The following is a 12,385-nucleotide window of genomic DNA, read 5'->3' on the forward strand; positions in this document are numbered from 1 at the left end:
CAAATTGCGCGGGTGTCTGCCAGTGGCTATCTGGTTTAAAGAATTTTAGTTCTTTGGGCTGATCATTTCCCTTTTTAACAAACGAAGCATTGATGTTTGCAGACTATCCTTAACCGGACTTAGTTCTATTCTTGAAATTTTCTTTGGCAGCACATTTCTCATCCAAATCAACTAGATATCGCAATTGAATATCAGTGTTAACATTGTTGTGGCCTTATAAGCATAGTAGGGCAGAACAAGAGATTGAAAATTTTTTTAAGAATGAGCTGTTTCCAAATAGAGAAGTCTTCATTTTAAAAGATTTTAGCAGATCGATTCCTGGATTGGAAAGTGTAAACATTCATCAACATAATTTTAGAGCAAATTCCATAAGGTCTGCTTGCCTTAAGCTGCCTAGCCCCAAATAAAAAAATGACTGAAAAGAAAAAATTAAACGAGGACCAGATTTGGACTTTGGTCATGACTATCCTCCCCATGATGCTATTAGGGAATGTCGGAAGGGAACTTACAGATGATAGTCTTAATCGAGTATTATTTGGAGCTTTATTAGGTGGTATCGGAGCAGGCTTTGGTTTTGCAATCAACTACATGGTCAAGGATAAAGGCAGGATTAGCAAAATCCTGGCAAGCATAGCCATCTTAGTAGTCAGTGGATTGGCCCTATATTTTCTCATCTCAAAACCAAGCGATGAAGAGATTTTGGACCAGGAATGGCTTAGGCAGAAAATAGGGAAGGTAGAATTCGATTCGCCAAGTGAATTAAAACTACAATCAAGCGAGATTCCAGAGTCAGCAAAATGGTTTTACAGTGAATTGAAACTCTATACTGATGAGGGAGAGGATAGAATCGTCGCCTTATTAAAGACTAAAATCAGAGTTGATACCTTTTCCCTAGCAAATGCTTTTTCGTACCAATTGGAAGGAACGCTCAGTCAAATGAAAGTAGACCTAGAGCATGTGGACCTAGAATTTTTTATGGCTGATGAAGAAGAAGTTTCGGCTATGTTTTCATTTAGTCGAAATGGAAAGGCTGTCAATGGTTATGGCTATATGTACAAGTACGAGAACTCTTTAGAGTCGATTTGGCTAATGCCCATTAAGCAAGGTTTTTCTAAAGAATACATTGAAGTATTTGATTCTAGAATTATACCGGATTATGAATGAAAAATGCGGATGCTAAATTCAAGCTGGCTTTATGTAAATTCAAGTCTTCCTCTATTATCGATCCAATGGAGATTCCAAACAAGCTTATAATGAGGTCGGGCTGAGCAGTGCTTGGGAATGGTTGACAATTCAGAGATTAGAGATAAGGTTGTGGTAGTTGTTTAAAGCTAAAAATGATGGAGGGTAATACGCCGGGTAGGGTATGCTACCGTACTAAATGTATAAACCATCTTCTGGACCTAATGATACATTGAAAATAAGATCCAAGAATGAGTTACGATTTATACTTCGTTAAAGGAAAAGACTTGAATTCTGATAATGTTTACGACATTTTGGAAATAAGTGATTTAAAATCCGATAATGAGATTTTCCTGTCTAAGGACTTTATGAAATCTTTGATAGAAGAGCTGAAATCAGAAGGTTTGGTATTTGAAGTTTTTGTAGGAAAGGATGAAGACTACTTTGAATTGAATTTCCCAAGCTATCAAGTTTCAATGTTTAATAGTCAAATAGCTATTTCATTGCCCTACTGGGATGAAAACAGTAATGCTGGAATAAATAAGGATGTTAAGCAAATAACAAATGTGCTTTTGGCAAATGGCTTAAGAGGATTCGATCCTCAATCAGAGGAGTTTATCACTGAAGCCTACGAAATTCATGAAACATTTACAGAGACCAAAGCAGAGGTAGATAGTCTTGTGAATACGGAAATTCAAAGTCATGAAGCAAATACTCTGCTATATGTAGGAATTGGACTTGGCTTAATGCTTATCACCTTCTTAATTTGGAAAATGATTAGGTAAAAGAATCAGTCCAGCTAAATTGCTACGAGCTTACATCAAATGCCAGATGCCAATATGAAAAACGTGACCATCAGGTTTTTAACAGTTTTGACATTCATCCTTTCGACTAGCTTTCTTCTGGCCCAAGAAACAGAAAGGGATGGAATTGAGGGTAGATTGACAATTTGCCTTGAAGATAGCTCCCTAAGAACACAAATGGATAGGAGGCGCTGTGTTTATGAGGCCATTATGGAATACCAAATGCTCATCGACACTTTAACCTCCGAATTAAAAACACTTGTTTCTAGCGAAGGACAGGAAAAGCTGAAGTTATCAGACGAATCCTGGAAGGAATATTACAAGCAAGAATCAGAATTTATCGCCAATCTTACTGAAGAGCGAAGTGGGTCAAGGTATAGTAATATGGTTGCAGATGAGCTTTTAGAATTACTGAGGCAAAGAGCCCTTTTTTTAGAGACAATGCTTGTCATTTATAAGGAACCATCGGAGGAAGACTAAGACTAACTTGCTTTAGATGAGGTGCTGGGATAAGGCCTGGCTTTTTAGCCTGCTTGGATTTAGGATGAGCCATCATCCTTTTACAGGGAAGGGGCAATGAGGAAGGTACTTTGAATAGAAAGTCAGCTAGGCTAAAGCAACAGCATCTCATTTAAACCTTCGTAACTTATTTGAATAGTATGAAAACTGTTTTCTAAATGGCAGTGCTGCTCTTTTAACTGTAAATCCCCGCTTACTTTATTAGATAAATAGTATTTCACCTAACAGATCTATTTAAGGTCAATAACTTCAAAGAGGGGGGAGATGATTTATTGAAATCAATAGCTTAATAGAAATGACAAGAATTAAATTAGGAGACTTATTTGAAGTCAAGACAGTGTAAGTCCTCCTAGAACTCCAACAATTTAAGAATGTGTGAATTTAAACTGTTGACTTAGAGGAAATCTAGATTAAATGAAAGCAGATCGACCATCTTGGATTAATTGGATTGGCAATGTGAGGAATCTATAGCCACTTAAGCTTTGGATACTAAAGTCTTTTCATGCTGATTTTTACCATATTGTAAGTGATCTGATCTTAAAAGGTGGGTGAGGCAACCAAATGCTGAACCAGAGGCCCGTAATGAAATTTTTAACACTAATAATGAAGGCGAGTGCAAAATTATATCAGTTTTAGTTTGATTTCTTTAATGCTTTATTTCAACTGGGCTTGTTCATCAAGTTTAGTCAATGTGCAAAATGATTATTTTGAATATACTTCCACCGATTCTGTGGTGTTTTATTCAGAGTATAATGTTTCTGAAATTGTTTATGGAGCTATTCAAAAGGAGGAGAATGTTGTGAAACAAGGCTGTTCCTTATTGCTTTATTTGGAATTTAAGGAGCAGGTTGACGGCATATCAACTTTTAGATATTTTAAAACTAGAAATATGTGCAAGGGGAGCATTGAGAACTTGGATTTTGATACGGTATTTGAGGATTTAGTTTTTAAGTCTAGTCAGTATGAGGTTCAAAGGCGATTTGAAAGCGATAGGTTAATTATTTCGATACCTGTCCATTTAAGTTTACCTTGATAGAAACTTTTTGTGAGCATTAAGGTATGTCTATAAAGTAGTACCCCTAATGGAACTTGATTTTCTTTTTAGTAGTAGAAAAACTCTGATTAGCGATGTTTTGTCGAGATGTATTTGTGGAAATCCTGCCAAAAATTCAAAAGTTTAAAAGTCAAGGATTTAAGTCGTTTTCTCTGAAGAAATCAAGATATAGTGAAAGCCGGATCTTCCAACCGGGAACAATTGGAATGGCAATGTGAGGAATCTAATGCTAAAAGCCTTAAAGATCGGAAATGATAAAAGCTGAATTTTTTGCCCTAATCATCCTGCTTTCCACTTGCGCTGCAAACTGTAATTCGGAAGAAAGTAGCGAAGCAGCAGAAGAAAATGCTCTTCGGCAAGATGAGAAAACCTATACCCTCATTGAAACTTCTGAGGATGAATTTGAAAGAGCAATCTCCCGCTATGAAGATAAAACGCTCTTTGATACTACTGCTTTTATGAAGGTAGCCGGTGAAGTAAAATTGCCAATTGAAGGGAAGCAGAATGCCTCGCTAAGCTTTAAGGATAAGATTTCCGATACATTAGAAACCGAGAATATAGTGTATCAATATATAGGGCAATTTCCCGATATCGGATTCTACCTCGTGAGGGCTAGCTTTTGGGAGCATGACGAATGCTACCTTATCAACAAAGAGACGGGCCATCTTACAAGCCTTTGGACCAAACCCAGCCTTTCTCCTCAAGCTAAATACCTTGCAGACTTATCCTTGGCCTATGGTTTGGAAGGCTTGCCTAATGGGATTCAGCTTTGGTCCCTAGCAAGAAGTTCTGCTAATCCACAGGATACCGTCTCTATAAGGAAGTTCCTCGAAATTGATCAAAAATCTTGGGTTCCAGAAAGTTTTGTTTGGCAAAGTGATAGTACGCTGATTTTGAAAGTGCTGTCTGTAAATGATTATCTAGTGGGGGCAGGAAAGTACCAACCGGAGGATTATTACTTTCTAAAATTACAAATAGGGCAATGAGAAGTAGTGTATGGAGGAGTTTAGTTGACTTTCAGTTATTTAATAATGCTTGGGCCTAATCTCGCTCCATTTTTCTGAGTTTTGTAAACCTTATATTAATGATTTAAAATAGTCTCATTTATTACTTGAAGATTTTAGGGTGACCAAATTTTTATTTATTTCGGTTCAAATGGGTCTTTTGCTATTAAAGTCTTATTTTATTTAAAGAAAGAGTTGATGTCAAGGTGATACGATCGAAGTGAATTTTTGTGTGCGTTGTCGGAAATATTTGAATAGTAAGGAGGTGAAAGTTTATGGTTAAGTTTATATTTGTGGTAAATAATTTATTAAACTTAAATTTTACCAAATTGAAAAAAATTGCTTCGCTTTTATTGTTAGTTTTTTCATTTACGGCATTTGCTCAGTATAACCCTCATGATTTAGAATTATCAGGGACCGGATTAGTTTACAATGGGTCCTATGAGATAGGTGGACAAAAGATTTTAAGCTATGAAAAGTGCAGGAGTCAAGACCTGTAAGTCCCCCATTATTCCAACAGGTCTAAATTATCGATTTTAGGCAATAAGCCTTTGTTTAAATTCTCTTGGAGACATGTCTCCAAGAGAAGAATGCGGATGGTTTTGATTGTAGTCTTCCATCCAATGATTGATTAACTCTTGCATCTGCGTCTTCGTTTCAAAGAGATAAGCGTTGAGCACGTCTTCTCTCAGGGTGCGGTTAAAGCGTTCACAAAAGCCATTCTGCATAGGTTTTCCTTTCTGTATTCTTAAGTGTTTTATCTGATGTCGTTTGCAAAACTTTTGAAAGGCTTCTGCCATAAACTCTGTTCCGTTATCAGTTCTTATGGTAAATGGCTTACCGTGCCACTCTATTAGCTGCTCAAATTGCTCTACTACATGTTCGGAAGGGAAACTGCTGGATACCTTGCAAGCCAAAGCTTCGCGGTTGTAGTCGTCAATAATGTTGAGCACACGCATTTTCACACCATTCTCTAAGCGGTCCTGCATGAAGTCGGCACTCCAACATAGGTTAGGAGCTAAAGGCTGCAGCAACACCTCTTTGTCAGGGTTAGGAATACGTCGCTTCCATTTCCTCTTGCGCTTGTTCATCCCCAGTTTGATGTACACCCTGCGGATACGTTTCTTGTTCCAGGCATAACCCTCTTTACGAATACGCTTGGTATAAAATGGGCAGCCACGCGCAGGATAATGCTCCGCGTACCAGCGTAGCTTTTCCTCTACCTCCTTATCGTCTCGCTTGGATATATAGTAATATCCAGAGCGCTCAAGGCTAATGATTTTACAGGCCCTGGCAGTACTGACAGCGTAATCCGCTTTAATCTGCTTTGCTAAAAACCTCTTCTGACAGAGCCCTAGAGCTTTTTTTCCACCACATCCTTAAGGATCCTGTGGTCTAAGCTCAAATCCGCATACATCTGCTTTAGCTTCGTGTTTTCTCGCTCTAACTCCTTGTACTTGCGTAGCATTGCTGAATCCATGCCCCCGTACTTCTTGCGCCAGATATAAAAAGTATTGGCGCTTATACCTAACTCCTTGCAGATATCCTGTACTTTCTTACCAGCCTCATGCTCCTTTAAAGCCTGGCTGATCTGGCTTTCACTAAATCTTGATTTTTTCATAGTCAACAGTTTAAATTTACACACTTTTAAACTGTTGGATTTTTTGGGGGACTTACAGACCATAATGCAGTAACTGTTAAACCTAAATTGGATCCATCTGTATCTATTTCTATTGTAAGTGGTTGGGTTGAGCTCCGATACTATTTATATAGGTCTAGTAACAATCAGTTAGTTAGGACGAAAATTCAGAATCTTTACGATCTTGGAGTATATCCGAGTGTAGTGGATGCTGCCTTAATACGGCAGTATTGTACAATTCAGCTTACACCAACAGTTGGTGATGGTTTTTATCTAAGAGTTGAGGTTGTTGAAGGTAATTGTGTTGGGTCTTGGTGTTGGTTAACCCAGGCTCCTAATGCTTGGCAGCTTAATCGAGGTACTTTCACAACCAATGTGTCTTCCGTTGCTATAAATGAGGCTATTCCAAGGTTTACTTTATCTTCACAGTATGGTACTGATGCAGGAGGTACACCATTAACGTGTGAGTCAAACATTACCATTAATGGGTCTTCAACCAGTTGTGAAACCAAATATTTAATTGAAGTTATTGAAACTGATGCTTCTTGGAATTTTGCGATAAGTGGAACAAATTATGCCGGAGCTTGGTTCAATGGTCAAGTTCCAACTATTTGGCATTTGCAACATATTGCCCAGAACTATGGGAATCCACAGAATGGTGATGTTGTGAATGGTCCACCTCCAACACAATACCAAGGATGGACTATGACTGATCGTACTTTGTCAAATGGTAACAACAATAGGTATTTGGTTAAACTTTCAGTTATGGATGACATTTGGACCTCAAAACAGATGTTAATTGAGGTCAATGCGAATTGTAAAAACGGGGGATCTAATTATAATATGGAAGAGTTTGCTGCTACTTTGGATCCAATGTCACCTGCTGAGGTTGAAGAGGTTCAAGCGGAACTTAGAAATGGCGGTGTTGAATTTAAATCGTTAAAGCAGATAGCTATGGATTCAAGGCTTGACAAAGTCGAAGAATTATCTTTTAAGGTATTCCCAAATCCAGCTAGTTCAACGATTAATCTGCAATTTAGTGAGGATGTTTCACTTGAAACCGTTAATTTGGTGAATGCATCTGGCCAACGTTTTGAAGTTAAGGCTGAAAAGGTTCAGAACGATATTTATGCTATCGATGTTAAGGCTTTAAAGAAAGGTTTTTATGTTATTTATGTTCAGGTGGATAATGCTATAAAGACTGAAAAAATACAAATAATTGAAGATTAATAAGTTTTAAATTAAATCACATAGGTAAAGGACTGGATAGCTGGTCCTTTACCTATTTATTAATAAGAGGTTATAACCCTGGATCTTGGATTATAAAGGTTTTTTATTTATTTTTTTCCTGATACCACTATGGATGGAGGCACAAAATATTGTGCCCAATTCGAGTTTTGAACAAGTGCTTCAAATCCCTGATGACACCTCTGCTTTAGCTAATGTGGTTGTGGATTGGTTTCATGGAAATCAAATAAAACCCTTGGCTACGCATGCTTTGGCTGCAGAAGTTAATCCAAACTTTGCCCTGCCTAATCCTCTGCGCTACCAAAGTCCTCGCAGCGGTAAGAGTATGTTACTCTACAAAACTTTGGGTTATCAAAATATGACTCAATCTTTAACGGATCATCGCAGTTATGCAGCAACCAAATTGATTCGACCTATTCCCAACAGGGCAAAGGTTTATGCTGAGTTTTATATTAATTGGCATGGCTACGATTGCTGTCGCTCCGAACCAAAGGCATTCCCTGGTGGGCAGCATGGCATGTTGTTTACACCTGATCGCCCTTTCGAGAATAGCGCAGGTATATTTGCTGGGAATCCACAAATTAATACCGATACTTTGCTTACTGATACTGTAAATTGGCTAAAGGTATCAGGTACTTTTATCAGTCAGGAGCGATTAGAGTATATCATAATTGGTAATTTTTTTCCTTCTGATCAATGCAAGTTTATACCCCCTTTAACTACCGGGCAATACTCTGGTGGGGAAGCTTTTTATTTCTTAGAGGATGTCAAGGTTCGGATACTGGATCCACATGTGCCTGATACACTGCGTGTTTGTTATGGTGATTCGGCCGAATTAATTGCACGAGGAGAAGAGAATCATGCTTGGGCACTTTCCATAAATCCCTCTCAAATTCTGTCAAGAGATAGTGTTTTTAAGTTCATGCCATTATCAAACACATTGCTAAACTTTTACGGGAGTTTCGACACCTTACAGACCTATGTAATTGTGGATCATTTTAAACTGGATTTGGGAGAAGACACGGCGGTTTGTGCATACGAGCCTTTTTATTTGATAAATCCTTCTCAAGATGCAGATAGTAGCTGGTGGCATGGCTTCGGATCAGCAGATAGCCTCCAAATACAGGAAAGTGGCTGGTATAGCTTAAGTGCTCGAAAAGGGGGCTGCTTAAAAACAGATAGTGTGCATGTGGAACTCTTGTACCCTGAAGATTATAAATTGGAAGATGTTGAGTCGACTTGCTTAGGGCGCTCCCTTCAGCTTAAGGCTAAAACCTTAGACCATGTTGATTTTCATTGGAATGATGGAAGCACAGATAGTGTTTTAACAGTTACTGAAGATGGCTGGTATTCTATAAGCATAGCACATCCCTGTGGCTCCATTGTAGATTCGCTAAAAGTAGAATTTGAGCGCTGTGTTTGTACATTTTTCTTGCCCGATGCATTTAGCCCCAATGGAGATGGACTTAATGATGTTTTTAAACCGGTATTCAAATGCAATTTTGATGAGTATAAGCTCTGGATTTATAATCGTTGGGGTCAAGAAGTGTTTAAAACCATTGATCCGGAACAGGGCTGGGATGGAACTGATGCTCCGCAAGGGGTTTACATGTTTAAGATTTATTATAAAGGCCTTAATGAGGAGGGAATGTATGTTGAAGATCTGATCGAGGAATCACTAAGTTTAATTAGATAAAATTGTTTACTGTTTAATTTTCGAATTCGTTTCTATGAAAAAACACCTTTTTGCTCTGCTATTAATACTCACTGTTCAAGTGGGTTTCGCCCAGGAAAGCCCTAAGCACCGATTAACTTTATCGGCCCTTCAGCACAGTTCATGGACGGGTATTACTTATTCTCGCTTGTTTCATCCCTTCGAGAATAAGAATTGGGAATGGTCATTAGGCGCTGGTTTTGTAAGTGGGCTAGGGGAATCCTCACTCATGCTAGGCTACAACTCCTTACCTCTGTTTAGCTCTTTAACTTATGGTACTCGTCATCAGGTAGGACTAAACCTTGGCTATGCTTATCGCTTTAATTTAAAGAGAACACCTATTTCCGTAATAAATAGTTCTCCTCTTGAGTATACCATTTTCACGGATTACCATGCGCTTAACTACTCCTTGTTTTATCGCTATAATTTTGGAGAACAGGACACCTACTTTCTTGGAATTGGCGGCGAATTCAGTCATTATCTCGGTGAGATAAACGGCTTTGATGTAAATCTGAATCCTGCCTTTAGACCCTTCTTAAATTTTGGGATCAATTTTTAGCTTTTCCAAGCTATTGCTAGATGCTTATAAGCTGAATTGTTTGCAAGTGAAGCTTAGGCTTGAAAAGTCAGATCATGGTCTTAAAAGCAAGAGAGTGGATATCTTACCAGAGGAGGCTGTATTGAATTGAGTCGCTTACTCAACCCTCCTCAAAAAAGTCATTGTCAATTTCTTTAACCTCGTAGGTCTCCTTGATTTGCACGCCCACATTGTACTCATACATTAAGCTTACCAATCGGGCTCCATCGATCAGAATAATAGAATGATGCGCATCCTTAGCCTTTTGAATGGCCTTGGCGTCAAAGCTTGAAGTGGTGATGAAAATACCTTTGCGGGTATCGCCACTCATGGCGCCAATAAAATTGCGAATGTCCGTTTCCCGAATATTCGAATTGTTGTAGCGCTTTGCTTGGGTGTAGATCTTTTCTAAACCCAGCTTATCTTCATTAATGATGCCATCGATCCCACCATCACCGGATTTTGGGGTTTCCATAAAGTCACCATAACCCATGCGCTGCAGCAGTTGGAGTACAAGCTTTTCAAAATAATAGGGATCCAGTTCCTTTAAACGCTCCAAGAGCTCAGCTTGGGTTTCTGACTTAATCTTGGAAATACCGAAATCGATTAGGTCTTGGGGTGAAGCAGAATCGAGATTGGCTTCATCTAGCTTATCTTTTGCCCCTTTGGCTGCTACCAAATTCTGATGAGCCCGAAAATCAGGGTCATCCTTGAGCTCGGCCAGGCTGAGTTTTCCGGACTTTAAGGCTAATTCCCCTTTAGGAGTGATTTCTACCCTACCCCGACTGGGATACTGCACGAATTTACCCATCTTCAAATAGGATTTTCCCCAGAGGATACGATCCAATAGAACATTAGCCCCCGAACTGGTTTTCTCTTGCAGTAATTCGGGAGACAAATGAGGGTAAAATTGATCCCGAACCATGCTGGCCAGCGTACGGCTTTTCAAGGCCCCTTCTTGTTGCAGAGTCTTTAGAATGGGAATAAAGGTCTCATGGAATTTGGGTAGTGCAGTCATGTAATCAGAAGATCTTAAAAGGAAGGTGAATGTGGAGCTTTTTCCAAAACATCCAGCAGCGATTTTAGCGACTAAATTTAAAGATTCTTGGCAGAAGTGTAATAGTCCAAAATAGGAGTATCATGTAACAGGAATTGAGTACTAATAATGCTCGTATGGAAACAGGTCATAAAGTGAAGTCGTTTAAAATTTTGCTTTCTCACTCACACCCATGCTGCTAGTATACTATTCATGGGGTAGGCAGCATCCCCAATCCTAAAGAACATTGGAGATTAATCTTGTAAATGGCTTGTCTCTATGAGTTAGAAGAGTAGTAAACCCAGTCAATTCTTGCTCAGTATTCACTATTAAAAGACCAGTAAATCAAGCTTAATTGACTCATTATAGGTGTCTTGTTAAAAGAAAGGCTTATTTTAGGAGAGCTACAAATCCCTAAATTCCCCGGCCTTAATTTATTTCAAGATGCGCACTTTTTTATTCTGTTTACTTAGTATGGGCTTGGGGGCCCAAAGTCAGCAATTACTCTCCATAACTAACAAGAACTTTTCGAATTCGAGCTGGAAGTTTAATAATAGAATCCTTTTTTCCTATGATGCTAATGGTTATCCGTATTTGGAAGACTATGAAGCTTGGAACGGAATGGTATGGGAAAATCGACAGCTAAAGACCCAGTCTAATCATAGTAATGGCTTGGTGGACACCGTATATTATGAGCGTTGGGATCAAATTAATGGGGGATATACCGGCTTTTCGAAGGAACAGAATTATTACAATGGCAATTGGGAAAAGGATTCCTTGATTGTAATGCAGAATATTAGCGGTCCATGGATTAAGGATACTCGTAAAGTATTTCAATATGACGCAGGTGGGCTGTTGGAGCATGTTTTTACCTCCGATGGCGATGGTGCTGATTGGAAATTAACCACTAAAACAGACTACTACTATAATACCAATGGCCAATGGGATATTCTCCGTCGTTCGGAATGGGACAGTGCCAATGCTACTTGGGCACCCAAAAGTGAGATGCATCGCTATTTTGATGCTATAGGAAACCCAATTTTCGAATATGAGTTTATCCACCGTGGCTCTAATCTGGATACACTACGCTGGCATGAGTATACTTACAATTCACAGGCTTTAGTACAGGAAGACCGCTACTACATTTTTATAGCTGGTGCCTTTAATCCTGGAACAAGACGCTTATTTAGCTATAATGCCAACAATCGTATTGATAGTGTTTTGCATCAAGTATTGAAGTACAATGATACCCTTTGGTTGGATAATAGCCTGGCCATTTACCGCTATGGCCCAATCGTGGGTTTAACAGAATTAGAGAGCAAGAGCTTGCATGTTTATCCCAATCCTTGGCATGATATCTTAAACATCGAGGGAATGGCAAAAGGGGAGAAGCTGATTCAAATTATCAATAGCAGCGGAGTTTTGGTTAAGCAGAAATCGACCGATGCAGAAGAACTTCAATTAAGACTTGGCCATTTACCGGCGGGTGTATATTCCATTCGGGTTCAGGCTGGTGGCCATATTTCAGGGGCCTCAATCATTAAGCTATAAGCAGACATCAAAGTTAAAATCGAGCTTCTTAGGATTTCCTATTTCCGGTGAATAGACT

General features: G+C 39.0%; 12 protein-coding genes. 9 read left to right on the forward strand and 3 right to left on the reverse strand.

Annotated features, from left to right (window positions below; translation table 11 throughout):
* The first annotated feature begins 411 nt into the window (after positions 1 to 411).
* The 5 genes from H4K34_RS14920 to H4K34_RS14940 all read left to right on the forward strand — a co-directional run bounded on the left by H4K34_RS14920 (position 412) and on the right by H4K34_RS14940 (position 4,544).
* Positions 412 to 1,164, forward strand: a complete 753-nt coding sequence (locus tag H4K34_RS14920) for a hypothetical protein (RefSeq protein ID WP_210758189.1) — start codon at positions 412 to 414, stop codon at positions 1,162 to 1,164.
* A gap of 269 nt (positions 1,165 to 1,433) precedes the next feature.
* Entirely contained in the window at positions 1,434 to 1,967 is a 534-nt protein-coding gene (locus tag H4K34_RS14925; RefSeq protein ID WP_210758190.1) for a hypothetical protein, read from the forward strand.
* A 54-nt stretch (positions 1,968 to 2,021) separates the two neighbouring features.
* A complete protein-coding gene (locus H4K34_RS14930; RefSeq protein ID WP_210758191.1) occupies positions 2,022 to 2,465 on the forward strand; it encodes a lysozyme inhibitor LprI family protein in 444 nt (147 codons plus the stop codon).
* 652 nt (positions 2,466 to 3,117) lie between these two features.
* Positions 3,118 to 3,537 carry a hypothetical protein gene (locus H4K34_RS14935; protein WP_210758192.1) on the forward strand — a complete coding sequence of 140 codons (420 nt, stop codon included), beginning with the start codon at positions 3,118 to 3,120 and terminating at the stop codon, positions 3,535 to 3,537.
* Between the two features lie 272 nt (positions 3,538 to 3,809).
* Positions 3,810 to 4,544 (forward strand): hypothetical protein, encoded by a 735-nt coding sequence (locus tag H4K34_RS14940; RefSeq protein WP_210758193.1) that lies wholly within the window; start codon positions 3,810 to 3,812, stop codon positions 4,542 to 4,544.
* A 554-nt stretch (positions 4,545 to 5,098) separates the two neighbouring features.
* Here the strand turns inward: H4K34_RS14940 and H4K34_RS14945 are convergent.
* Complete coding sequence (locus H4K34_RS14945) at positions 5,099 to 5,884, reverse strand: IS3 family transposase (RefSeq protein ID WP_210760513.1); 786 nt, start codon at positions 5,882 to 5,884, stop codon at positions 5,099 to 5,101.
* 32 nt (positions 5,885 to 5,916) lie between these two features.
* Complete coding sequence (locus H4K34_RS14950) at positions 5,917 to 6,183, reverse strand: transposase (RefSeq protein WP_210757338.1); 267 nt, start codon at positions 6,181 to 6,183, stop codon at positions 5,917 to 5,919.
* Positions 6,184 to 6,270: 87 nt separating this feature from the next.
* Between H4K34_RS14950 and H4K34_RS14955 the strand changes: the two genes are divergently transcribed.
* The 3 genes from H4K34_RS14955 to H4K34_RS14965 all read left to right on the forward strand — a co-directional run bounded on the left by H4K34_RS14955 (position 6,271) and on the right by H4K34_RS14965 (position 9,722).
* Positions 6,271 to 7,431: a T9SS type A sorting domain-containing protein gene (locus H4K34_RS14955; RefSeq protein ID WP_210758194.1), complete on the forward strand. Its 1,161-nt coding sequence runs from the start codon at positions 6,271 to 6,273 to the stop codon at positions 7,429 to 7,431.
* A 133-nt stretch (positions 7,432 to 7,564) separates the two neighbouring features.
* Entirely contained in the window at positions 7,565 to 9,145 is a 1,581-nt protein-coding gene (locus tag H4K34_RS14960; RefSeq protein WP_210758195.1) for a gliding motility-associated C-terminal domain-containing protein, read from the forward strand.
* 34 nt (positions 9,146 to 9,179) lie between these two features.
* Positions 9,180 to 9,722, forward strand: coding sequence for a hypothetical protein (locus tag H4K34_RS14965; protein WP_210758196.1), 543 nt, complete (start codon positions 9,180 to 9,182; stop codon positions 9,720 to 9,722).
* A gap of 139 nt (positions 9,723 to 9,861) precedes the next feature.
* Here H4K34_RS14965 and H4K34_RS14970 read toward each other — a convergent pair whose 3' ends face one another.
* The gene (locus H4K34_RS14970; protein ID WP_210758197.1) at positions 9,862 to 10,758 is read right to left on the reverse strand and encodes a restriction endonuclease; all 897 of its coding nucleotides are present in this window, start codon (positions 10,756 to 10,758) and stop codon (positions 9,862 to 9,864) included.
* Between the two features lie 462 nt (positions 10,759 to 11,220).
* On the opposite strand from H4K34_RS14970, the gene H4K34_RS14975 reads away from it, so the two are divergent.
* On the forward strand, positions 11,221 to 12,327 hold the full coding sequence (locus H4K34_RS14975) for a T9SS type A sorting domain-containing protein (protein ID WP_210758198.1): 1,107 nt from the start codon (positions 11,221 to 11,223) through the stop codon (positions 12,325 to 12,327).
* Positions 12,328 to 12,385: the final 58 nt, after the last annotated feature.

This window comes from Croceimicrobium hydrocarbonivorans (genome assembly GCF_014524565.1).
Classification (GTDB): domain Bacteria; phylum Bacteroidota; class Bacteroidia; order Flavobacteriales; family Schleiferiaceae; genus Croceimicrobium; species Croceimicrobium hydrocarbonivorans.

Coding starts and splice junctions, on each gene's coding strand:
- H4K34_RS14920 (WP_210758189.1), top strand. CDS start 412: ATGACTGAAAAGAAAAAATTAAACGAGGACCAGATTTGGACTTTGGTC.
- H4K34_RS14925 (WP_210758190.1), top strand. CDS start 1,434: ATGAGTTACGATTTATACTTCGTTAAAGGAAAAGACTTGAATTCTGAT.
- H4K34_RS14930 (WP_210758191.1), top strand. CDS start 2,022: ATGAAAAACGTGACCATCAGGTTTTTAACAGTTTTGACATTCATCCTT.
- H4K34_RS14940 (WP_210758193.1), top strand. CDS start 3,810: ATGATAAAAGCTGAATTTTTTGCCCTAATCATCCTGCTTTCCACTTGC.
- H4K34_RS14950 (WP_210757338.1), bottom strand. CDS start 6,183: ATGAAAAAATCAAGATTTAGTGAAAGCCAGATCAGCCAGGCTTTAAAG.
- H4K34_RS14960 (WP_210758195.1), top strand. CDS start 7,565: ATGGAGGCACAAAATATTGTGCCCAATTCGAGTTTTGAACAAGTGCTT.
- H4K34_RS14965 (WP_210758196.1), top strand. CDS start 9,180: ATGAAAAAACACCTTTTTGCTCTGCTATTAATACTCACTGTTCAAGTG.
- H4K34_RS14970 (WP_210758197.1), bottom strand. CDS start 10,758: ATGACTGCACTACCCAAATTCCATGAGACCTTTATTCCCATTCTAAAG.
- H4K34_RS14975 (WP_210758198.1), top strand. CDS start 11,221: ATGCGCACTTTTTTATTCTGTTTACTTAGTATGGGCTTGGGGGCCCAA.